General features: G+C 34.5%; 20 protein-coding genes. 8 read left to right on the top strand and 12 right to left on the bottom strand.

Going from position 1 to position 24,383, the window contains the following annotated elements:
- Window positions 1-198 precede the first annotated feature (198 nt).
- The 5 genes from H6F32_RS08635 to H6F32_RS08615 all read right to left on the bottom strand — a co-directional run bounded on the left by H6F32_RS08635 (window position 199) and on the right by H6F32_RS08615 (window position 6,563).
- Window positions 199-687 (bottom strand): hypothetical protein, encoded by a 489-nt coding sequence (locus H6F32_RS08635; protein WP_190368921.1) that lies wholly within the window; start codon window positions 685-687, stop codon window positions 199-201.
- Between the two features lie 765 nt (window positions 688-1,452).
- Window positions 1,453-2,526 carry a class II fructose-bisphosphate aldolase gene (gene fba / locus H6F32_RS08630; RefSeq protein ID WP_190368920.1) on the bottom strand — a complete coding sequence of 358 codons (1,074 nt, stop codon included), beginning with the start codon at window positions 2,524-2,526 and terminating at the stop codon, window positions 1,453-1,455.
- Window positions 2,527-2,701: 175 nt separating this feature from the next.
- Window positions 2,702-3,358 carry a peptide-methionine (S)-S-oxide reductase MsrA gene (msrA, locus tag H6F32_RS08625; RefSeq protein ID WP_190368919.1) on the bottom strand — a complete coding sequence of 219 codons (657 nt, stop codon included), beginning with the start codon at window positions 3,356-3,358 and terminating at the stop codon, window positions 2,702-2,704.
- Window positions 3,359-3,766: 408 nt separating this feature from the next.
- The gene (locus H6F32_RS08620) at window positions 3,767-4,255 is read right to left on the bottom strand and encodes a DUF29 domain-containing protein (RefSeq protein ID WP_190368918.1); all 489 of its coding nucleotides are present in this window, start codon (window positions 4,253-4,255) and stop codon (window positions 3,767-3,769) included.
- A gap of 577 nt (window positions 4,256-4,832) precedes the next feature.
- On the bottom strand, window positions 4,833-6,563 hold the full coding sequence (locus tag H6F32_RS08615; RefSeq protein WP_190368917.1) for a lipoxygenase family protein: 1,731 nt from the start codon (window positions 6,561-6,563) through the stop codon (window positions 4,833-4,835).
- Between the two features lie 199 nt (window positions 6,564-6,762).
- On the opposite strand from H6F32_RS08615, the gene H6F32_RS08610 reads away from it, so the two are divergent.
- A complete protein-coding gene (locus H6F32_RS08610; protein ID WP_190368916.1) occupies window positions 6,763-7,716 on the top strand; it encodes an NAD(P)-dependent oxidoreductase in 954 nt (317 codons plus the stop codon).
- Between the two features lie 617 nt (window positions 7,717-8,333).
- On the opposite strand, the gene H6F32_RS08605 is transcribed toward H6F32_RS08610, so the two are convergent.
- The 5 genes from H6F32_RS08605 to H6F32_RS08585 form a co-directional block, all read right to left on the bottom strand.
- Entirely contained in the window at window positions 8,334-10,565 is a 2,232-nt protein-coding gene (locus tag H6F32_RS08605) for a glycoside hydrolase (protein WP_190368915.1), read from the bottom strand.
- Between the two features lie 125 nt (window positions 10,566-10,690).
- A complete protein-coding gene (locus H6F32_RS08600) occupies window positions 10,691-10,921 on the bottom strand; it encodes a NifU family protein (RefSeq protein ID WP_190368914.1) in 231 nt (76 codons plus the stop codon).
- 474 nt (window positions 10,922-11,395) lie between these two features.
- Window positions 11,396-12,733, bottom strand: a complete 1,338-nt coding sequence (locus tag H6F32_RS08595) for a TIGR03279 family radical SAM protein (RefSeq protein WP_190368980.1) — start codon at window positions 12,731-12,733, stop codon at window positions 11,396-11,398.
- 327 nt (window positions 12,734-13,060) lie between these two features.
- Entirely contained in the window at window positions 13,061-13,756 is a 696-nt protein-coding gene (locus tag H6F32_RS08590) for a TrkA family potassium uptake protein (protein ID WP_190368913.1), read from the bottom strand.
- An 81-nt stretch (window positions 13,757-13,837) separates the two neighbouring features.
- A complete protein-coding gene (locus H6F32_RS08585; RefSeq protein WP_190368912.1) occupies window positions 13,838-15,172 on the bottom strand; it encodes a TrkH family potassium uptake protein in 1,335 nt (444 codons plus the stop codon).
- Window positions 15,173-16,017: 845 nt separating this feature from the next.
- Here H6F32_RS08585 and H6F32_RS08580 point away from each other — a divergent pair.
- From H6F32_RS08580 to coaE, 5 genes are all read left to right on the top strand, one after another.
- Window positions 16,018-16,959, top strand: a complete 942-nt coding sequence (locus H6F32_RS08580; RefSeq protein ID WP_190368911.1) for a homogentisate phytyltransferase — start codon at window positions 16,018-16,020, stop codon at window positions 16,957-16,959.
- Between the two features lie 29 nt (window positions 16,960-16,988).
- Window positions 16,989-17,450 carry a tetratricopeptide repeat protein gene (locus H6F32_RS08575; RefSeq protein ID WP_190368910.1) on the top strand — a complete coding sequence of 154 codons (462 nt, stop codon included), beginning with the start codon at window positions 16,989-16,991 and terminating at the stop codon, window positions 17,448-17,450.
- A 75-nt stretch (window positions 17,451-17,525) separates the two neighbouring features.
- Window positions 17,526-18,248, top strand: coding sequence for a uroporphyrinogen-III C-methyltransferase (cobA, locus tag H6F32_RS08570; protein ID WP_190368909.1), 723 nt, complete (start codon window positions 17,526-17,528; stop codon window positions 18,246-18,248).
- Between the two features lie 67 nt (window positions 18,249-18,315).
- The gene (locus H6F32_RS08565; protein ID WP_190368908.1) at window positions 18,316-19,104 is read left to right on the top strand and encodes a uroporphyrinogen-III synthase; all 789 of its coding nucleotides are present in this window, start codon (window positions 18,316-18,318) and stop codon (window positions 19,102-19,104) included.
- A gap of 265 nt (window positions 19,105-19,369) precedes the next feature.
- Entirely contained in the window at window positions 19,370-19,987 is a 618-nt protein-coding gene (gene coaE / locus H6F32_RS08560) for a dephospho-CoA kinase (protein WP_190368907.1), read from the top strand.
- 135 nt (window positions 19,988-20,122) lie between these two features.
- Here coaE and H6F32_RS08555 read toward each other — a convergent pair whose 3' ends face one another.
- Both H6F32_RS08555 and H6F32_RS08550 read right to left on the bottom strand, forming a co-directional pair.
- On the bottom strand, window positions 20,123-21,523 hold the full coding sequence (locus H6F32_RS08555; protein WP_190368906.1) for a TldD/PmbA family protein: 1,401 nt from the start codon (window positions 21,521-21,523) through the stop codon (window positions 20,123-20,125).
- A gap of 313 nt (window positions 21,524-21,836) precedes the next feature.
- Window positions 21,837-23,258: an NADP-dependent isocitrate dehydrogenase gene (locus tag H6F32_RS08550; protein ID WP_190368905.1), complete on the bottom strand. Its 1,422-nt coding sequence runs from the start codon at window positions 23,256-23,258 to the stop codon at window positions 21,837-21,839.
- Window positions 23,259-23,650: 392 nt separating this feature from the next.
- Between H6F32_RS08550 and H6F32_RS08545 the strand changes: the two genes are divergently transcribed.
- Both H6F32_RS08545 and H6F32_RS08540 read left to right on the top strand, forming a co-directional pair.
- Complete coding sequence (locus H6F32_RS08545; protein WP_190368904.1) at window positions 23,651-24,010, top strand: IS630 transposase-related protein; 360 nt, start codon at window positions 23,651-23,653, stop codon at window positions 24,008-24,010.
- Between the two features lie 25 nt (window positions 24,011-24,035).
- Window positions 24,036-24,278 carry a transposase gene (locus H6F32_RS08540; RefSeq protein ID WP_190368903.1) on the top strand — a complete coding sequence of 81 codons (243 nt, stop codon included), beginning with the start codon at window positions 24,036-24,038 and terminating at the stop codon, window positions 24,276-24,278.
- The last annotated feature ends 105 nt before the right edge of the window (window positions 24,279-24,383 follow it).

The raw sequence follows: 24,383 nt of genomic DNA, 5'->3' as shown, positions 1-24,383 counted from the left end.
TGCCGAAAGAAAAAGAAAATTCAAGATGATTAAAAAATTCATTATTTAGAAAGCAAGAAATGAGAGAATCACAATAGACAAGTAGAGGAAACTGTTGTGAAATTAAAACCTCAAGAAATAGAAATTCAGAACATAGACCATCTAGGGATAGTAGTGTCAACTATCAACTGTCCACTGTCAACTCTCAACTGTCCACTATCAACTGTCAACTGTCAACTGTCCTTTTAATGCTTGATCTAAAATTTCCCTAGCTTGTTCAGCTTTTCCTCGTGCTTCTTGATAACGTATATTAGCTTGAGCGAAATTTTTTAAAACTTTAAAACCTTCTTTTAGTTGGGTAATCTCTTCCTCAGTTACACACTGATCAGAAAATAATATATCAATAGCTTTACGCACTTCTAAAGCCTCAGTTCTTGATTCTTGTACTTTTAATTTTAAAGTTGCTAAGTTACTCAAAATTTGTACAGATTGAGTAATCTCATCTTCTTTACTACTAACATCTATTACAGGTTCTTTTACCTCAATTAATTCTTGAGGACTAAAACCTGATTCTAATTCTGTTGATAGTTTACCACTTTCCATCAACTCCATTAATTGATCCATAGCTTTATCACGAGCTTTACTAGAATCTTTCCCCGGAACTGTAATGATTAATTCTGGATTTGCTGTAAGAGTATATTGCACCATAATAGATAATCAATAAATTAACTAAACTAATTATAACACTTAGGTGAAGAAGATCCCTGAATTATTCCAGAAATCGGTGAGGGCATCTGAATAGCTACATCTTAGGTAAGCTAATGTGCAGCACTCACTGTATAATTAAAAAACCTAAAGTTACAGTAGCACAAGCATCTTGCTTGTATTAATTATTCAAGTTAAAAGCACAACAGCTTATTTGCTAAATTATTGGGATTAATTCCTTGAGAAACTAAGTAAGCTATGAATTTCTCTTTTTTCTACTCTTTCTTTAGCAATTTGTTATAAAACCCAAACTAACAAATTACCATCTTTATCCTACCATAACCAATAACTTGCCATTGAGATTACCTGTACTTGATTTCTTTAGTTCAGCAATACCAATTTTCACCCCTATGTCTAATCAAAAGACGGTCAATTGTGTTTAGTTATGGGCACAACTAAACACAAAAAACTGGGAAACTCTAACATCTCCCAGCTGATATTGGTAGGGATATAGCCTAACTCATTAGTGTCAAATATGGTTTATTTGTTTAACTTCCACATCCACCCAGAAATAAATTTCTACAGTTACTAAACTTTACTCAAGTAAACTCAAGAATTTAAAAAATATTCTGGTTATTTAGTCATTTTTAAGATGACTTTTGCTATAAGACTGGGAATTAATTCCCAGTCGGACTATGGGCTTTACATTAAGTAGACATTTATCAGTCTAGCTACACCCTAATTTATGGCTGAAAAAGATAGAGAAAATTAAACCTTAGCAGCAGCCTTCATTACCAATTCACCCTTAGCATACTTAGCAGCAAAATCTTCTAAAGAAACTTGCTTAATCTTGCTTGCATTACCAGCAGTACCAAACTGTTGATAACGATCAGCACAAACCTTTTGCATATATTTAATAGAAGGCTTGAGGAAGTGACGAGGATCAAACTCCTTGGGATTAGCAGCTAACGCTTCACGAACAGCAGCAGTAATAGCTAAACGATTATCAGTGTCAATATTGACCTTACGTACACCACTCTTAATACCTTTTTGGATTTCTTCCACAGGTACACCGTAGGTTTCAGGAATAGCACCACCAAACTGGTTAATTAACGCAATTAAATCTTCAGGAACAGAAGAAGAACCGTGCATTACCAAGTGAGTATTAGGTAAACGGCGGTGAATTTCTTCAATACGGCTAATAGCCAAAATTTCGCCTGTGGGCTTACGAGTAAACTTATAAGCACCATGACTAGTACCGATAGCCACAGCTAAAGCATCCACTTGAGTAGCTTCTACAAAGCTAACAGCTTCATCAGGATCAGTTAACAATTGAGAATGGTCTAGAGTACCTTCAAAACCGTGACCATCTTCAGCTTCACCAGCACCAGTTTCTAAAGAACCCAAACAACCTAATTCACCTTCAACGCTGACACCTAAAGAGTGGGCTACATTAACAACTTCTTTGGTAACTGCAACATTATATTCAAAACTTGCAGGAGTTTTAGCATCAGCTTGTAAAGAACCATCCATCATCACACTAGTGAAATTGTTCTTAATCGCTGAATAGCAGGTAGAAGGAGCATTACCATGATCTTGGTGCATGACAATGGGAATATGAGGATATGTTTCTACTGCTGCCAAAATCAGGTGGCGCAAGAAATTTTCCCCAGCATAATTACGAGCACCGCGAGAAGCCTGTAAAATTACCGGGCTATCAGTTTCATCCGCAGCTTTCATGATTGCTTGAATCTGCTCTAAGTTATTAACATTAAAAGCGGGAATGCCGTAACCGTGTTCAGCAGCGTGATCTAAAAGTAGCCGCATAGGTACAAGCGCCATATATCATCCTCCTAATTTGGGTATCAGCTAATCAATTTAATAGAAGCGTAATATTCATTGTAACGTAATTGTTACTTCAATCTTAAGAGTTTTTTCAACTTCTGGAAAATTATCCTAGCCAGTAGGGTGCGTTAGCGCTAGTATCACGCACCAAAGTTTATCCCAATATCTATGATTAGCTAATTGTCACACCAATAGGACAAGCCACATTAGTACCACCTAAACCACAATAACCACCGGGGTTTTTTGCTAAATATTGCTGATGATAATCTTCAGCATAGTAAAATTCAGGGGCATCTAAAATTTCTGTGGTAATTTTTCCATAACCAGCAGCAGTTAAAGCCTCTTGATAAGCAGATAAAGAACTTATTGCTAACTGCTTTTGAACATCAGAATACACATAAATACCTGAACGGTATTGAGTACCCGTATCATTACCCTGACGCATACCTTGAGTTGGGTTATGACTTTCCCAAAATACTTTTAAAAGTTGGGCATAACTAATTACTTTTGGATCAAATACAACTAATACAACCTCATTGTGACCTGTTAAACCAGTACAAACTTCGTGATAAGTCGGATTAGGAGTGTAACCAGCCGCATAACCTACAGCAGTGGTATAAACTCCTTCTTGTTGCCAAAATTTGCGTTCTGCACCCCAAAAACAACCTAAACCAAACATGGCAGTTTCTAAACCATCATTAAAAGGTGGTTGTAGAGGGTTTTTATTAACATAGTGTTTGGCAGGTACAGGCATTTTTGTAGCTCGTCCTGGTAATGCTTGTTCAGGAGTAGGCATTGTTGCTTTTTTACCAAATCCGAATAATCCCATTGTTATTGCTCTTAATTAATGATTTGTTAACTTTTATAACATTATATAGTAATAAGTTAAGAATTTGGTTATGGCAGGGAACAGAGTTAAAAGTCCTGTATGATTTCTTAGCTAAATTCTGTATATTATTCAAATGCATATCGCTATATCAGAATTAAGATATCTAGGATTTGAGGATTTAAAAGAATTAGAGAATATAGCGTTTCCCAGTCTAATGAAGTACAAAATTATCTGCGTTTATATGCGTCCATCTGCGTTCAATTATTGCTGCTTGTAACTGACTTGAATAGGAATGGTTATATATAAGATTTTATTGAAAATCAATTCACTATTAAAATTGAGGAAACTAATTTTCATCGTAGTTGAAATTTAGCTAATAAATGCGCTGAAGTGCAACTACAGCTTTTACTAACAAACCACAGGAAACCAATTTTCATCAAGAATTTGTTCTAAAGAACCAATGGGGATAATAGGAAATATATCAAGGGGTAATTGAGAGCGATAACTAACCTGTTTTCTAGCATCTTGATAACATTCATCAAAGATATCTAAAATATAAGGTTTTAAACTAGGACTATCTTGAATATATCTTTTAATTTGTCTCCGAAATTCTATAATTTCACCTTGCCAATGTCCTTGATTTCTTTCTCTTTCACTTTCCCAACATTGAAGTTTTAAAAGATGTTCAAGCAGTTTAATTAATAAACTTTCAATTGCCCTTTTTTCACTTCTACCCATAATTTCTAATTCTTCCAATAAATTATCTAAATCAACAGCAGTAAATTGTCTAGTACGCAATTGATTAATAGTAGTTTTTAACCATAGGTAATAATCTTGATCATATAGAGTTGGGATTTCTTTAGAAGTTGGTTGTAAAGTGGGTATTTCTGTTTTCATATCTTGGAGAAATTGTAACTAGACTTGCTAATATTATAGCGAAAAACTGAATAAAAATGTAGTTGAGCTTTAGCTCCTAATGGTGCTGAAGTGCAACTGCGGATACAATAAAAAATGTAGTTGAGCTTTAGCTCTTTTGCGCTGAAGCGCAACTGCGGATACAATAAAAAATGTAGTTGAGCTTTAGCTCTTTTGCGCTGAAGCGTAACTGCGAATACAATAAAAAATGTAGTTGAGCTTTAGCTCTTTTGCGCTGAAGCGTAACTGCGAATACAATAAAAAATGTAGTTGAGCTTTAGCTCTTTTGCGCTGAAGCGTAACTAGGGATACAATAAAAAATGTAGTTGAGCTTTAGCTCCTAATGGTGCTGAAATGCAACTACGGATACAATAAAAAATGTAGTTAAGCTTTAGCTCCTAATGGTGCTGAAATGCAACTACGGATACAATAAAAAATGTAGTTGAGCTTTAGCTCCTAATGGTGCTGAAATGCAACTACGGATACAATAAAAAATGTAGTTGAGCTTTAGCTCTTTTGCGGTGAAGCGCAACTACGGATATCCGCAGGAGTCAATTACCTATATTGCAATGCTTTGAGGAATAAGAGAAGGTAATAAATAGGTGTAAGGTTTCTTGATAGAACTATTGCGAATATTAATTTGATCTTCAATATCCACTAATTGAGTTTGTAATTTTTGAAATGCTGTTCTTGCTAACCCATCACGAAAAGGATTTTCTAATGTTAATAACGAGTCACTAGAATGGGGAGGAGACATAGTTAGCACCTTAACTAACACAATTTGCTGGATACTTTGGAAACGATTTGGTAATAGTTGAATAGGATCAATTTTTGTCGGACTATCTTGAAAAGTTTGATAAAGAGCAAAAGGATTATTTGGTATCCATGCTGCATAATCATATTGTCCAAAATTAACTGCTGCGTGTTGTGCTGTGGCTGTAAAAATGATATTTGTAACAACTTCAATTAAGTCTTGAATAGTGTTCAATTCATTATTTTTCTCTGGTGGAAGTAACCCCTTAATGTTACCAACGGTAATAATTTCTTGTTTCCAATTTTGGATTTGTTTGTCATGAATTACATCATCATCAGTTTTATATTTAATGTTAATCACTTCAGTAATATACTTTTTAAGAGCATTCCAAAGTAATAAAGCATCATCACGATAATAGTAATTTGGTAAATCTAAAACATCACGAGATGCTAAACTATAGGGTAATGCTAATTGATAGAATTGTAATGGTTGAATTTTATCAGCATAACCGTTATAACCTCTATCAAGTAATTTATTAGATCCTGTATAACCGAGAGAACCAGTTATATCAAAAAATCCACCTCTACCTAAAAATGTACTCCGTGCCATATTATTAATAGCAAAAGTATTAAAATAATGAGGTGTTAATAGTTGATAAATAATGTGATCTGGTGATAATTTGCGATAAGTACTAACTGCAAATGGTTCAATAATTAAATGGGTATAAAGTAGATGGGAAATAATACCTTGATAAGCTGCATCTGCACTAGATACTGCTATTTTAGCTGCTAACCATTCTTGGCGTGTTTTTGGGGTAATAATGCGATTAGTTTTGGTTGTTCTATCTTCACTTTCATACTGTACTTGAATCGCAATAGGGATTAAATCTTTTTGTTCATCTAAATATAGTAAACAAATGGGAGATTGAATATATCTACCTAATTGATCTTCAACTTCACTGTTGAGAATATCATCTAAAATAGGATATTCTAAAATATATAAACACTGGTTTTCTAAAGCTGTTTGCAGATTGACAGTTTTCTTTTGTATTGGATTAACAATTTCGTCTGTAACGGGAAATTTACCTTGAATATCAATGTCTTCAAGTTTACATTTACGGATAGAAATTGGATTTAAACCATTTAATCTTTGTCGTCCAAATTCTATATCATCTTGCCATTCATAGGAAATATCTGGTTCTTTGAAAAATGTCCAAGGTTGAAAAAAATCGTGAAACTCTTGAAAGTTATTCCAGTTATTAAATTCTGCAAAAATTGCTTTTAGTCCTAAATCTGCTGTACCTGTAAGTATTAATTCTCTGTGGGATATTTTATCCCATAAATAAGGAAATATATGCAAAAATTGCGCTGTTAATAATCCTAAAATTCCTTTAATTGTGGTAAATAAAAAAAGTAATAACTTTTGTAAACTAAACCCTTGTCCTTTGGGAACTCCTTTAATGTGTCCAGGCAGATTAGTATATGTTTTTTCCCATTGATAAGCGTTCTCTGGTTTGGTGGTTTTCTGTAAGTTCATAATATGCTATTTTTGCTGTTAAGTTTGTGTTTAAGTTTGTAAGTAATTATCGGGTTTAGGGATGGTTTTTTGGCAAATTTTAGAGATTTTTAAGATTTGGGGATAACCAGAGTCAGATCCCTAATTGATCACAGATATGAGGACATTATGGTATATTATTGTCCAAAGTGACTTAATTTTAACCAAAATTTTTACCTTTATGACTAAAAAACGAGTTTTATTAACAGGTGCAAGTGGCTGTATTGGTCATTATATCAGTGAAGTGTTAATTGCAGATCCTAATTATGAAGTATATTTATTAGTCAGAAACCCGCAAAAATTACAAGTTGATATTCATAAACGTGAGGATGTTCATGTTTTAACTGGAGATATGCAAACTATTGAACAATTTGCAGATTTATTATCAACTATTGATGTGGCTATATTAACTGCTACTGCTTGGGGAGGAGAGGAAACTTTTAATGTTAATGTCACGAAAACTAAGGTTTTAATGAATTTATTAAATCCTGAAAAATGTGAACAGGTAATATATTTTTCTACTGCGAGTGTTTTGGATAGTGAAAATCAACCATTACCGGAAGCGGGAGAAATTGGTACAGATTATATTAGTTCTAAATATAAATGTTTGCAAACTTTAGATCAATTGGCAATTTATCCGAAAATAACTACTGTTTTTCCGACTTTGGTATTAGGAGGAGATCAGCAAAAACCCTACTCTCATTTAACTTCTGGTATTCCTGAAGTCACGAAATATATTAATATTATCAGATTTTTAGCAGCAGATGGTAGTTTTCATTTTATTCATGGTAAAGATATTGCTACTGTAGTTAAACATTTAATAGAACATCCTCTAGCAAGTCAAGAACAACGGAGGTTAGTGTTAGGACAATCTCGATTAACTGCTAATGATGCTATTGCCCAAGTCTGTGAATATTTAGGTAAAAAAATCTATTTTCGTATTCCTTTATCTTTGGGTTTAGCAAATTTAATTATTGCAGTTTTCAAGATTCAAATGGCGGAATGGGATAGATTTTGTATGAATTATCGTCATTTTAGTTATGCTAATGTGGTGAATCCAAGTAAGTTTAATTTGCCTAATTATTGTGCAACGATGAGTGATGTTTTGCGGGTAAGTGGTGTGAATAAAAGATAAGATGATTGAGATATTCATCTTGTTTAAGAAGTTGGGTATCTGAGTCTTTTTAGGATTGTTAAGCTAATGTGCAGCACTCACTGTATAATTAAAAAACCTGAAGTTACAGTAGCACAAGCATCTTGCTTGTATTAATTATTCAAGTTAAAAGCACAACAGCTTATATATCCTCTTATGTTTCAAGACTTCTCATTCTGGTATTGCTGAACTCAGGTATGAAATTAAGAAATTCAAAATTTGAAACTTTGCATCTAACGCAAGTTCTTCGCTTCGCTGATGCGCGAAACCAGAGTCAAAATGTGGTTCATTTACCTGAAATAACGGGAGATTTCAGAACTACCAGTACATCTCTATCTGATCACGGTTCTGTATCACCACGCGCTTGAAAACCAAAGAAGGTACGGTTTTCTAAGCGATCGCTGTTTGGGAAGATAAGCGTGATAGCGTATTTCTGACGAGTCTCGTAGAGATGGCACTCCTTATGAATCGCTCAACTTAAACCCTTGTAGGGACAATTCATGAATTGTCCCTAGTAATTAATTTTGCAATCTTAAAAAAGAATCACCTAAAATTCTCAAATAGCAACCATAATTTTACAAGTGGCGGGTATATGGATATTAAGGAACATCAATGGGAATTAACCCATTTTCCGGTAAATAATTCTGAAAACACCCATCCTCAGATGATACCACAATTAATCTTAACGGATAATCTGGCGGTACTTGCAAATCAGCCCAAGGTACTGCTATCTCTATACAATTATTGAATGCTACTTGAGCCCGAGTTACACGAGGATACCATTGATAATGATCTCCCGCTTCTCGAAATTGTACACATTGTGTCAATAAGTCAATTTCTAAGTGATGATGGTATAAATAATTCGTTGGTGCAATATCTGGAACATCTGCTAAGGGTATGGGACTATTAATCATGGTTCTATCTGGATAATACCATAATAGATTTAATTCTCTGGGTAAGTCTTTTCCTGGGATCACTCCATTTTTTATATCTACTCGTAAGTAAAAATTCAGATGATCTACTCCATACCATAATCGCTGGATAACGCCACTACTGTGCATTGTTCCTCGCGCACCTCCAATTTCAATCCTTCCCGCTCTATCCCAGTCTTGCTCGTCACCGTAGCCGTCTATAGTTGGATGAATAAAACCCTCTGGTCGTCTGTCTGTTTTAGCAATATGCGCTTCTACTGGTTTATATAAGTATGGTGGTATCGGTTCATTCAGTGCTTGATACAGTCCTATGAGATGTTCTCTAAATAGTTTATCAAACATTGCATCTTGATTAGAAGTATGTCCTTCTCCAAACCACCAAAACCAATCTGATCCTTCTGCGGCGTATAATGCTTCCCATGCTGCGGGGTTATTTTCTTCCGTAGCTTCGGGATGATTTGCTAATACTTGTCTTGCTTGGGTTAAATAATCCCAGGCGCGGTTTTTTGCTGGATCTCCGATCCATGTGGTAAAATTGCCGTCTACCCAGGATCCGCTATGGAGTTGTTGACTGGGGATGGTAGCTTGAGGAGGGTATTTTTCCAGGTATTCGGAAACTGTGACTAGTTGGAGGTTGGGGGTATTGCTCAAGGTTTCATAGAGTGTTTCTAGGAAGTCTTTACCGTCTTGGGGGTAAAATTCCCAGCAGTTTTCTCCATCTAAAGCAATTGTGACTAACCAAGGTTGACTACTAGAACTATTATTTTGCATTTTGGCGATCGCTTGCAAATGTCCAATTAAATTTGACACGGCATTTTTGGTGGACATTGCTCCGTAGGTAAAACCGATTAAATCTGATAATCTGTGATCACGAAATACTATGGATAAATCTCCCGCAGGAGTTTCTAAACGATAGGGACGATATAATAATTCTGGTTGTTCTAGATTTCCCGCACCATCTCGATGGAAGAAATGTTTTAATGACCATCCTAATACAGCTTCATCAGAACATATCCATTTAAAACCTTGTTTAGCAATATAAGGTAATATTTCAGGACTTACAGACTGTTCTGATGGCCATAAACCTTTTGGTTCTTGTCCAAACTTATTTATATATAAATCCCAAGACTTTCGCAAATGTCGGGGAATATCTTCAGACCATTGAAAGCGATGATGGGGTAATGTCATTTGCGGCACTGCTACTCGTCCGGCGTTACTATCTGCTAATAGTGGCAAAATGGGATGGGTATATGGTGTGGTAGTAATTTCCAGTTGTCCTCTGTGTTGCATTTCCCGATGTTGGGGAATAATGCGACTGAGGATTTCTTTTTGTTTGGAATAAATGCGTTGGCGATCGCCTAAACTAAAATTACGACCTTTTTCTAACCACATTGCAATTTCTGGATCATCCCAAAACAACGGATCAATCCATGCTAAATTATGCCAAGCTAGTAAATCACCATAATCTGACAAGTCCCAATTCTGTAAACACCAACCTCGTCCTTGCTGCTGTTTTTGATGATATAGTTGAGCATAACGAGGATGAGGATCAATCAAGGTATGATGATTCGCGTCAAAGAAATGGTCAACAATAAACTCCTTTTGTTCCTGTTTTAACTTTTCCACAGGAGTTAAACTAGCAGTTAAATAGGGATCTAAAGCCGTACCTGCAATATAATCTTCTAACTGCAAAATTAAAGAGGGTACTAAATTTACAGTTTGATGCAGCTTAGGATACTTTGATAACAATAAAACTAAATCCAAATAATCCTTAGTACCATGTAATCTTACCCAAGGTAAACGATATTGTTGACTAATGCTAACAGTACCGTTTTCAGGACACTTATATAAAGGTTGATGTTGATGCCAAATAAATGCAACGTAAAGAGGATAAGACATAAGGTGTTAAAAAATAAAGTAATAGGTGGAAGTTAACAGGTAATAGGTGATAGACTAGGAAGAATTTTACCAATCACCTATCACCAATCACCTATAATCTTATTCCTAAAGCAAGATTAAATCACTTAAACAACTTGTTCTACTTCAGAAATTTCAGGAATCATTTCCTTTAAACGACGTTCTAAACCCATTCTCAAAGTCATGGTGGAACTAGGACAAGAACCACAAGCCCCTTGTAACCGTAGTTTGACAATGGGTCCGTCCAACTCCACCACTTCCACATTACCGCCATCGGACATCAGATAAGGGCGCATTTCGTCTAATACAGTTTCTACATTTTCTAGGGTTAATTCCATGATTTCACACCTACTTGATTCACAACATTTTCTGCTAAAATAACTCACTTTGGGCAAAGAAAACAGTCTGAAAACTTCTTTTTCTGTTTTCCAATCCTCTAATATACTAGACATCTTGTGATAATTAAATATGCGTTTTCTACAACCCCTGTAGAGACCTTCCATAGAACGTTCCTAGATTAATTATCGCACAGGTATACTATCCACTAGCTAGTTTAGTTATTCTTAAATGTAATAGTGTCTATATTAAATTACATAGTTTGTATTTTAATTAATTTGGATGATAGTTAGTTGACAGAGCAATACCGTACAATTCTAAAGAAATTTTAGCAAAACTCGGAAAACCTTTTGACATACTCACCGACCTAAAGGCACGGTGATTCTTGACGCTTCACTGACTGATGCTACCTAAATAGACATCTTGCTGTGTTCATAGTCTACCTCATGTAGATGGAATATGCTGTATTTCTGACTTTATGACCCTGACAAATTCACACAAGTATTAATCAGTTCTTCAACTCCAGTTACAGGGAATATTTGAGTATTTAATTTTCTAGCTACATCCTCAACTTTCAAATCATCTAAAAATACTAATTCTCCATACTTCAACATCACACTAGGTAATAATATTCCATCTCCTAAATCTTGACCAGATAAATGTAATAATAAATCATGTCCTGTAATTAAACCTGTAACACTTATTTTTTGTCCCCAATAGTCACTAGATAATGCGGCCATTTTCACTTCTAAATTGACCACATTATTTAACTGTTGTACTAAAGGTTGAAAAGCGGTTTCTACGGCATTACCTACTACCCAAGTAAATTTACGTTTTTGATGAACTTTTGCTGGTAATAATTCCTGTGCAATTTCGGTAAATTGTTTGATAAATAAACGAATTGAACCCACTCCATTATCAATTTGTGGATATTCTTCATATTCTGCTTCACTGGGTAATTCTTCCCCAGCAATTAAAAACCATTCATCTGCTAACCAAACCACACTAGAACCATATTTTTGTTTGAATTGTCCAATCAAGAATTTCACTTGAGAAATCACTTCCTTAGCTTTTTCTCGTGTTACTGGTATTAACTGATCTTCTACAGGACGGAATTTTGTTAATCCCACAGGTACAACTGCTACAGATGCGACAGTTGGTAGTTGATCATCATAAAAAGATGTTAATTCTCTCAGGGTAGTTTCTAAATATTGATCATCATTTATTCCCGGACAAACTACAACTTGAGCATGAATTTGTAATCTTCGTTCTTGAAACCATTTAATTTGTGATAATATCTCTCCTGCACGGTTATTTTTTAATAGTTTAATTCTAATTTCTGGTACCGTTGCATGAACAGAAACATATAAAGGAGATAACCTCATTTGTTCAATTCTTTCCCATTCTTTAGCACTCAAATTAGTTAATGTTATGTAAGAACCATACAAAAAACTTAATCTGTAATCATCATCTTTCAAATACAAACTTGATCGTTTTCCTGGTGGTTGTTGATCAATAAAACAAAAAGGACAACGGTTATTACATTGAATTAAACCATCAAATAATGCTGTAGAAAATTCTAAACCCAAATCTTCATCTTCGTCTTTTTCTATTTCTATATAATGGGTTTTTCCACTACTGTCTAATACTTCTAATTCCAAAAATTCATCTGCACATAAAAATTGATAGTCTATTAAATCTCGTGGTTTTGTACCATTAATAGCAACAATGGCATCGCCAATATCAAAACCAATTTCGGCAGCAATGGAGTTAGCAAGAACTTTAGTAATTTGTGCAGGTTGAATATTATTGATTGCCATATATAAACTGATAATTTTTCTAATAGTCGCCAAGAATAGATAGGTAATTATAACCCATGAGAGAATATTTGTAAAGCCATAAGCAAAAGCCATAAGTGATTATAGCACTTTTTTTGACTTTTCCCCACTCCGCACCATATCATTTAATGATCTTAAATTGGTGGCGTTGCTAAATCATCCCATTTATGCAACGCCAAATTAATAATAAGCTGTTACGCAGCTAAATCCAATAATCCTGATATTGTTATTTCTTGTGGTGCAGGCATCTTACCTGCAAGAATTATACAAATTAAATGCACAACAGCTAATCATTTAATGATCTTAAATTGGTAAACGATTAATGTCTTTATTACAACCAATTACCACCATAGCAGAGCCTTTTTCTAAACGTTGACTAGGTTCAGGATTAATAGTAAATTTACCATCGTGACTGACAGCTAACATATTTAAACCATAACGATTGCGTAATTGTAACTCAGCGATAGTTTTACCATGAAATTCATCAGGAACAATTATTTCCACAATACTATTCTCAGGATCAAGATCAAATCTTTCTAAAATTGATGGTTTGGTTAAAGTTCTAGCTAACACACAACCAGCTTCATATTCAGGAAATACAACATGATCTGCACCGACTTTTGTAAGTAATTTGCGATGCACATCACTGGAGGCCTTAGCAACTATATGAGGTACTCCAGCTTCTTTTAAATTCAAAGTAGTAATAATACTTTCCTGAATATAATTCCCAATAGCCACAATAACAGTATCAAATTCAAAAATTCCTGCTTCGTTTAATGCTACTGCTTCGGTGGAGTCTAATTGTAAAGCATGATGAACAATTTGTTCTGCTAAAGCCTCAGAAACTCTTTTTTCATCCACATCTGTGGCTAAAACTTGATAACCTAAATTATGTAATGTAGCACAAACAGCACGACCAAAACGACCTAAACCAATTACTGCAAATTGTTTATTTTCTTTGCGTAAACTGCGGAAAAATTTTAATGATGAAAGGTTCATAAGTAAATTGATAATTGATAATTGATAATTGGATAGTAAAGCTATCAATAGCTGATAGCTGACCCCTACTGCTACTGACTACTATCCCACAAGTAAGTTTTCTTCAGGATAGCTAATTCTACTGGGACGAGGATCACCTAATATTGCTGACATTAATAGTAAAACTCCCACTCTTCCTATATACATTGTCAGAATGATAATTAACTTAGCAACTGTAGAAAGATTTCCCGTAATACCTGTAGAAAGTCCCACCGTACCAAAGGCTGATACTACTTCAAATAGGATTTGAATAAACTCAAATTTGCTGTCTGTGAGACTAATAAAAATGGTGGCTATAATCACTGTAATTAATGAACCAAAGACCACTCCTATGGCTTTAAAGACTAAGGAAACTGCTATTTTGCGATCATATAGTAAAACCTCTTCTTTGCCTCTTAAAATTGCCCTAGTACAACTACTTAAAACTCTCACTGTAGTTGTTTTAATTCCTCCTCCTGTACCTCCTGGACTTGCACCAATAAACATTAAAGCAATGGTAATAAATAATCCTGCATCTGTCATTTTGCCAATATCAATACTGTTAAAACCTGCGGTTCTAGGAGTTACAGATTGAAACCAAGCTAATAAAAATTGAGTGGAAAAACTAAAATTACTAAAAGTTTCTGGGTTTCTCTGTTCTATTAGCCAAAATGCAATTGTGCCAATAATTAAGAGTAAAGCTGTTGTACTTGTAGCTACTTGAAAGTCTAGGGAAAATCTGATAGTATTTCTCCTTTTCTTGATTGTATCTCTTAACCAAAGATACATTTCTAATATTACTTGATAACCAATACCTCCAAAGATAATTAAGCCACTAATTGTCATTATGACTATCCAGGAAGATTGATAACCAATTAAGTTATCTGGAAATAGACTAAACCCGGCATTATTCCAAGCACTCACACTATGAAATATGGCTAACCACATTCCTTTTTGCCAACCATGATCAGGTACAAATGCTATCATTAATAAAAATATACCTGTGATTTCAAAAATTAGGGTTGTGGCAATAATGGAACGGATAATTTGGGCACTATCACTCATTCCTTGCCTATCTAATGCTTGCTGGATAGCTATTTTCTCTCTGAGGTCAAATTTGCGGCCAATTAATAATATTAAAAATGTGGTGGTTGTCATATATCCTAAACCACCAATTTGCGCTAATAAGGCAATAAATAATTGCCCTAAAAAGGAAAAATGAGTACCAGTATCAACTACTGCTAAACCTGTAACACAAACTGCTGATGTGGAAGTAAATAGTGCCACAATAATATCATTCCAGTTACCACTAGTAGTAGAAAATGGCATCATTAATAGGATAGTTCCTAATGTGATTACCGCTATAAATCCTAAACAAATTGTCCTAGCAACAGTCATATATTCTTGACAAATTATTGAGAAATTATGGAAACTTGAGATTACCAACTTTTTGGATAAGTTAGGGTTTTTAACTCTTGTCTGATCTAATCAAAACATAAATGGTCATATTATGAATACCTTTTTTGAAAATTTTTCCAAGATTTTAGCAAAATTCCGTACAGTGGATATTTTTTAGTTCATACATATCAAATAATTCCCTGAAAAAGTCAGTAATTCTACTGTAGCTTTTCCATCATTGGGCTGAATTTATCTATCATAGGACTTACGCAACTGTCAGACTAAAAAATTTTTTGTCGGGTGCGTCAGATATGAACAATTTGGTTATTTACATGATTTATACTGTCTGACGTGGTTGGTGAGCTTACCCTACCAATGTGCCAGTTGCGTAAGTCCTGTATAATTAGACATAGGAGCGAAAATTATCGTAGGGATAATTCATGAATTGTCCCTACTTTGGTGGTTATGATGATGGTGAGTTGTGTTGCTTTTAATTTGGATAATGGAAGCAAGATGCTTACACTAGTGTAGTTTTAGATTTTTTTACTTATACAATTTAGCTTACAATTTAGCTACACATCAGCTTAAAATTATAAAATAATGCAGTCAAATGACATCAAATTAATTTGACATTGATTTAATTGAAAATTTGTTACACTAGTAACAAGTTAAAAAAGCAAACTAATACCCATTGATATACTGCTGTTATACTTTTTGCATTTACACTTCAAGGATTTTTTGGCCGATTGTGTGCAGGTTAGAGTACAATTCAAGGAGATTTATTTTCTAGGAGTGGGAAATTAGATATTACAATTGGTATTTTCAGACATTAAAAAAGGATAGTCATGAATCAGTTTTATCAACAGAATTATTCACGAATTGTGGGAAATTGGCTAAATACTTTTTGGAGATTTTCTCGTCCTGATACTATTATTGGTACAAGTTTGAGTGTGTGGGGTCTATATTTTTTAAGTTTGGGAGTAACTGATAGTAAATTTGCAGGTTTTCATATTAATCAACTTTTGGCAACATGGATAGCTTGTTTATGTGGCAATATTTATATTGTGGGTTTAAATCAAGTTGAAGATATTGAAATTGACAAAATTAATCGGCCTGATTTACCCTTAGCATCAGGAGATTTTACTAAAGAACAGGGGCAATTAATTGTCATTATTACGGGAATTTTAGCTTTAGTAATAGCTTGGTTAACAGGACCTAGTTTATTTTGGATGGTAGCAATTAGTTTAGCAATTGGTACAGCTTATTCTTTACCTCCCGTCAGGTTAAAAAGATATCCTTTTTGGGCGGCATTATGTATTTTTTCAGTGCGGGGAACCATAATTAATTTAGGACTATTTTCTCATTTTAGTTGGGTATTCCAAAAAAGTCAGGGTATTCCTGCTGCGGTGTGGTTTTTAACGGTGTTCATTTTGGTGTTCACTTTTGCTATTGCCATTTTTAAAGATATACCAGATTTACCAGGAAATAAAACTTACAATATGACGACATTCACGATTCAACTAAGACCCAAAAGGGCATTTTATTTAGCACTTTGGATATTAATTATCTGTTATACGGGAATGATTTTAGTTGGTTGGTTGAAAATAGCCGCAGTTAATTCATTATTCTTAATTATTACCCATCTGATTATCTTGATTTCTGTATGGTGGCATGGTGCAGGGGTAAATATCCAAGATAAAAGAGAAATTAGGGGATTTTATCAACTAATTTGCAAACTATTTTTTTTGGAATATATCTTATTTCCCATTGCTTGTTTATTAGGTTAATATTAGGTGTGTAAAACTAGGTAAAAATTATGGATACATTATCAAATTCTCAAATCATTGCTGCTAGTACGATTATTTTGATTATCGGGTTTTTAGGTTATTTAGGAATTAAAACTTTGATGATCTCCAACTGGTTTAAAAAAGCAGTTTATCTCTATCAAAATAAAGATTATGAAGCAGCAGAAACAGAGTTTAGAAAAATCATAAAAATCGCTCAAAGTAATGATGTAGTCAGATTAATGTTAGGAGATTTATTAAATAGACAAGGTAGATTAATAGAAGCACGAGAAATGTTTACAGAAGTGATTAATCGCAGTCCAAAAAATCCTGATGCTTATCTGCGGTTAGCAAATATTTTAATGTTAGAAAATCAAAAACAAGCAGCAATAACTAACTTAGAAAAATCCCTGGAATTATTTGAAAAGCAAAGACAACCGCAACAAGCGCAAAAAGTGCGTCAAATACTTCAAGAAATCACAAATAAAGGTTAATTGTAGGTTGGGTTGCGAACCCAACAATTGATTTATCAGCGTATATTTACAACCATGATTTAAGATAGTTTTGAGATGATGACAAACCCAGGAAAAGTTTATTTAGTTGGTGCTGGTCCAGGAAATATTGAATATTTAACAGTGAAAGCATACCGTATCTTAGAAATAGCTGAAGTTTTGATTTATGATGCTTTAGTAGATGAGGAATTATTAAATATCGTGCCTGATAATTGTTTAAAATTCAATGTGGGCAAAAGAGGAGGAAAACCCAGTACATCTCAAACAGAGATTAACAGTTTATTGGTGGAATATTGTTTACAAGGTAAACAAGTTATTAGACTAAAATCGGGAGATCCTTTAATTTTTGGTCGCTGTATTCTAGAAATTGAAGCATTAAAACAAGCACGTTGTAATTTTGAGATGATTCCTGGTATTTCTTCGGCATTAGCAGCACCATTATTAGCAGGAATACCTTTAACAGATCCAGTTTTAAGTCGTTGTTTTGTGGTATGTACAGCACATGATACTAATGAGTTAAATTGGCAAACATTATCAAGTTTAGAAACTTTGGTAATTTTAATGGGAGGAAAAAATTTAGATGAGATAATTTATCAATTAAGAAAATATCAAAAACCAGAATTTACTCCTATAGCCATTATTCGCTGGGCGGGTACAGATTGTCAACAAATATGGGTAGGGGAAATAAGCAATATTATTGAGAAAACCGCAGGTTTATCTTTATCTCCCTCTGTTATAATTGTTGGTGAAGTTGTGAAATTACGTAACTTCATTATTTAATTTAAGATCCCGGACTTCTTCAAGAAGTCCGGGATCTGAGAAATTTCCTATTTGATAGATAAAAGTTATGTCTAATAATCTTCCGCTTGCTGGTAAAACTATCCTGGTTACTCGTTCTGTGGGACAATCTAGCGAATTTAGCGATCGCTTAACTTCCATAGGTGCTATAGTGATAGAAATGCCAGCTTTAGAAATTGGACCTCCTAGCAATTGGCAATGTTTAGATGAAGCAATTAGTAATTTATCTACCTTTGACTGGTTAATTTTGACATCTACCAATGGAGTGGAATACTTTTTTCAAAGATTACAAAAAGCAGGTAAAAATATTGAGGAATTTTGTAATTTAAAAATTGCAGTAGTAGGAGAAAAAACTGCCCAAAGTTTGCAATTACAAAATATCAAACCTGACTTTATTCCTCCTAACTTTATTGCAGATTCATTAGTGGAACATTTTCCCGAATTATTAACAGGAAAAAAGATATTGTTTCCTAGAGTTGAAACTGGAGGAAGGGAAGTATTAGTCAAGGAATTAACAGCAAAAGGTGCGGAAATAATTGAAGTTCCTGCATATCAATCTTGTTGTCCCCAAAATATTCCTCCCCAAGCAGAATTTGCCTTAATTAATGATAGAATAGATGTGATTACTTTTGCTAGTTCTAAAACAGTGCAGTTTTTCCATCAATTAACAGCAAATATCTTTAATAAATATCCTGAAAATTTAGCTAAAATTGCTATAGCATCCATTGGACCACAAACATCAAAAACTTGTCATACTGTTTTTGGTAGAGTGGATATTGAAGCGGAAGAATTTACATTAGAAGGGTTAACAAATGCCATAATTAAATGGGCAAATTAATCATAATTTGATTCAGATCCCTGATTTATTAAACAATTAAGGGATCTTGCAAACAGATTGGTAACAAAACTTATCATAGGTAATACTAATAGTACATTTTGGGGATATTTTGTATAAAAATCGCCCTTTTTAACCCTGATAATGTAATCTTTGATCACGGTAAAAATAACGTATCTTTAAAGACTGTGCTGAACTTGTTAAACTTCCTGAATAATTTAATTTACCGAACCGGAATTAAACTTAAAAAGTACAATTAATATCAAACATGAAACAACAAATAAAACCTAACGTTCACAAACATCTCATTGGTTTAACCGGAGGAATAGCTACAGGTAAAAGTACCGTTACAAATTACCTAGCTACCCAATATCAACTAACCATATTAGACGCAGATATTTACGCTAGAGAAGCAGTATCTTTAGGTTCTCCAATTCTTAACCAAATTGCCACAAAATATGGTGAAAATATCCTTTTAGCTGATGGGAACTTAAACAGAATGAAATTAGGAGAAATTATTTTTCAGAAACCACAAGAAAAAATTTGGGTAGAAAATATGATTCATCCCTATGTGAGAAATTGCTTTGAAAAAGCTATTAACGAACTATCAGCAAATATTTTAGTTTTAGCAATTCCCTTATTATTTGAAGCAAAATTACAAAGTTTAGTTAATGAAATTTGGGTAGTTTATTGTTCCCATGAACAACAATTACAAAGACTAATAGAACGCAATAATTTAAGTCCAGCACAAGCAATAGCACGAATTAACAATCAATTATCTCTCACAGAAAAAATTGCCCTCGCAGATGTAGTTTTAGATAATTCTGGTACAGTAGCATCATTATTTCAACAAATAGATATAATTATGAAAAATTACCACAAATAATCTGCGTTGTAAATTACAGAAATTACAGCAGTTTCCGTTATCATGAGGTACAAATCTTAATGATCAAACCCTTGTAACACAGGCATCTTGCTGTGTTCATAGTGTACCTCATATAGATGGAATGTACTGTATCAATTACTCCTCCATTTCTCCTCCCACAACCACATCTTTAATTCTTAAACTTGGACCACCACAACCCACTGGTAGGCCATTTTGTCCTCCTTTTCCACATCCTCCCGACTCATCCCAGTAAAAATCATCACCTATTGCTTCAATATCTGCCAAAGTCTCAAAAACATTTCCCGATAATGTAACATCTCTCACTGGTTCTGCAATTTTGCCATTTCTTATCATCCACGCTTCCCCCGCGCTAAAAGTGAACATTTCTCCATTAGTCATTCCACCTAACCAATTACGGGCATAAACCCCTTCTTTTATACCTGTGAATAAATCTGCTACTGGTGTTTTTCCTCTTTCTATCCAGGTATTAGTCATTCTTACTAGGGGTGAAAAGTGATAATTTAGACAACGGGCGTTACCTGTAGGCTTTTCTCCTAATTTACCAGCAGTTTCACGGGAATGTAAACGACCAACTAATACACCATCTTGAATTAATTGCGTAGTTGTCGCAGGTGTACCTTCATCATCGTAAAAATAGCTACCTCGATGACCTTGGGGTGCAGCACCATCAAATATTTGCAACTCTTCTGGTCCAAAACGTCTGCCAAGGGTCATCACTTCTAAGATATCTGGATTTTGATAGGCCATATCTGCTTCTGAAAGATGTCCAAATGCTTCATGAACAAATAAACCTGATAATATTGGATCTATAACTACTGTGTAGGTATTACCTTTAACTGGTGGTAAAGATAATGCTGCTAAAGCTCTTTCTCCTGCACTTTTAACTTGTGTATCTAAATTAACTAAGTCTTCGTAGGCTTTGCGTGATCCTGTGGTTTCTCTTCCTGTTTGTACGGTGTCTCCATTCCTTGCTGTAGCCGCAAAGCGCATTTCCATATCTACCCAAGATTGCTCTATTAATGTCCCTTCTGAAGTAGCAATAATTACTTTTTGGTTGCTGTCACTATATCTCACTGAGGTGGTGGTAATACGGTTATCTAGGCTTTTCAAAAGTTCAGTATAGCGATCGCACAATTCCTTTTTCTGTTTTAAACTAATATTACGCGGATCTATACCTGTCAATGGTAATTTACAAATTGCTTGTATGGGATCAATAGGTGCTAATATAGTTTCCTCATCTCCAATAATTCTAGCAGAGGCGATCGCTTCTTTAATTCTTTCTTCAATAGTTGCCAATTTATTAAAACTACTTAAACCCCAACCACCTTTATAACAAGCGCGAATATGTCCACCAATGGAAATACCCTCGCTGAGAGTTTCCACTTTATCGCTACGCAAAACAATATCTGTTCCTTCTGCTTCTTCTAAACGAATCATCAGATAATCTACAGAAGAAGCATAGCGAGAAATTAGATCCGAGAGTAAATTTTGAGCATCAATAATGATATTTGGCATATTAGTAAACGTTTATATATGAATAAATATTAGACATCTGGTGAAAATTAAATAGGCGGATCCTATAACCTTGTAGAGACGTTGCATGGAACGTCTCTACATTAATCATGTCCAAATTACTATAACAAAGATTACAAACAACAGATCCACAACTTCTTAAGCTGTTGTGCCTTTAACTTGAATAATTAATACAAGCAAGATGCTTGTGCTACTGTAACTTCAGGTTTTTTAATTATACAGTGAGTGCTGCACATTAGCTTACCTAAGCTGGGATCTATTATTTACAACACCAAAGCTGATAACTGATAGCTAACTAACCAAAATATTTGATAATAGCATCAGCAAATTCAGAACATTTCAAAGGTGCTACAGCAGGTGTCATTAACCTTGCTAAATCATAGGTTACTTGACCATGAGCGATCGCTTCACTTAACCCTTTTTTAATCAAATCTGCCGCTTCCTGCCATCCCATATACTCTAACATCATCACGCCAGAAAGAATCACAGAACCGGGGTTAATTCTATCTAAACCAGCGTGTTTTGGTGCTGTACCATGGGTAGCTTCAAAAACCGCACAAGAGTCGCCAATATTTGCACCAGGCCCCATACCTAAACCACCAACAATAGCAGCAGCAGCATCAGATAAATAGTCTCCGTTTAAATTCATTGTTGCCAAGATAGAATACTCATCTGGACGAGTTTGAATTTGTTGGAAAATACTATCAGCGATACGATCATTTACCATGATCTTATTCTGCCATTTACCATTGCCATGACTATCCCAAATTGACTTTAAAACTGCTTCAACTTCCTTAACAATTTCCGCTTTTTTCTCAGCAGTTAAAGCATCAAAACCAGGGTCAATCATTCTAGCATTATCTTCTAAAGAAATCTGAGGATTTTTTTCCTTATTGCTTAAAATCCAAGATTCTCTTTCAGTCACACATTCTTGACGAAATTCTGTTGTAGCTAATTCATAACCCCAATCACGAAAAGCACCTTCAGTGTATTTCATGATATTACCTTTATGCACCAGAGTCACCTGCTGCTTATTTTTAGGTAGTTGTAAAGCGTGCTTAATGGCACGTCTAACTAAACGTTGAGAACCCGTTTTACTAATAGGTTTAATACCTATTCCTGCATCTAAGGGAATTTGTTTTTTACCATGTTCTGGTGTCCCAGGAATTAATTCATTATTCAATAAATTAATTAACCTTGTACCTATTTCACTTCCCTGTTTCCATTCAATTCCTAAATAGATATCTTCGGTATTTTCTCGATACACAATAACATCTAATTTTTCAGGATTTTTGTGAGGAGAAGGTGTACCCGCATAATAACGACAGGGTCGAACACAAGCATACAAATCAAAGATTTGTCGTAATGCAACATTTAAAGACCGAATACCGCCCCCCACAGGAGTAGTTAAAGGTCCTTTAATTGCTACACCATATTCTTTAATTGCTGTCAAAGTATCCTGGGGTAAATACTGATATGTGCCATATAAATCACAGGCTTCATCACCAGCATACACCTTAAACCAGCTAATTTTGCGTTTACCACTGTATGCTTTTGCTACTGCTGCATCTAGTACCTTTTCGGTAGCTGGCCAAATATCAATTCCTGTACCATCACCACGAATGAAGGGAATAATAGGATTGTCAGGAACAACAGGTTCACCATTTTTGAAGGTAATTTTTGTACCAATGGTGGGGGGAGTAATCTTTTCGTACATATTTTACACATTCCAATAGAGTAGTTACGGATTTAGAGATTATCCCTTAACTTTACCTAATAGACATCTCCGGTAATGAAAATTTTGCGACAGTAGATTAGGCTTCCAGCATAATTTCTAAAAGATGTCTAGTGAAGTCCTGATTAAGTATTTCTTTCTGGCGGAAATTATTTGAACATAAGCAGGTACATTAATAGTTTAGATCAGATTGGCAAAATCTGTTTACTTAGAGGATTTACTCAAAGTGATACAATATGCTAAATGTATCACATTTATACAGATCCTCAGTTGTGGTAATACGTCTGTCTAGTTAATATAGCATTATCAAATTACAGCAATTTCCGAAGTTATGAGGTACAGTTAGTAAAGTAAGAAAAAAAGAGGATATTGTCATGAAAGCATATTCAGTGGATCTCCGAGAAAAAATAGTTGCAGCACATATTCAGGAGAAAATATCAATTAGGAAAGTAGCAATCAGATTTTCTGTTAGTAAAAGTCTAGTGCAAAAGCTGATAAAGCAACAACAAACAGATGGTAATTTAGAGCCAAAACAGCGAGGAAAGCCAAGATTTAGTTATCTGAAAAATGCCGAATTAGAGATAACCGAAGTGGTGTTAGATAATCCAGATGCAACAATAGTAGAATTATGTGAATTATTTGCGCTAAAAACTGGAAATCGGGTGAGTCCTACAGCAATGTGTCGCGCCTTAAAAAAGTTAGGATTAAATCGCAAAAAAAACATTACGGACTAGTCAAGGGCTAACAAGAGTATATGAAATGAAACCATTTTATCATGGTGCAAAAGTTACAGTAATTGGAGCAATAAGTATGAAAAAAGTGGTAGCATTAATGACGATAAATAACTCAATGGATGGTAAGGCATTTGAAGTATTTATTAAGGAGTTTCTAGTGTCTCAATTATGGTCAGGAGCGGTGGTTGTTATAGATAATTTACCTGGTCATAAATTAGCATCAATTGAACCAATGATTAAATCTGTAGGTGCGAAAGTTATTTGTTGATCTCCATACTCACCTGATTTTAATCCAATTGATTTATGGTGATCCCAACTCAAATTTTTTTACGCAGTTTTTCACCAACTACAACCGAAATTGTTGATAAAATCA

Origin of the sequence: Anabaena sp. FACHB-1237, from assembly GCF_014696225.1 — a bacterium.
Lineage (GTDB): Bacteria > Cyanobacteriota > Cyanobacteriia > Cyanobacteriales > Nostocaceae > FACHB-1237.
This window is presented reverse-complemented; position numbering and strand designations above follow the sequence as displayed.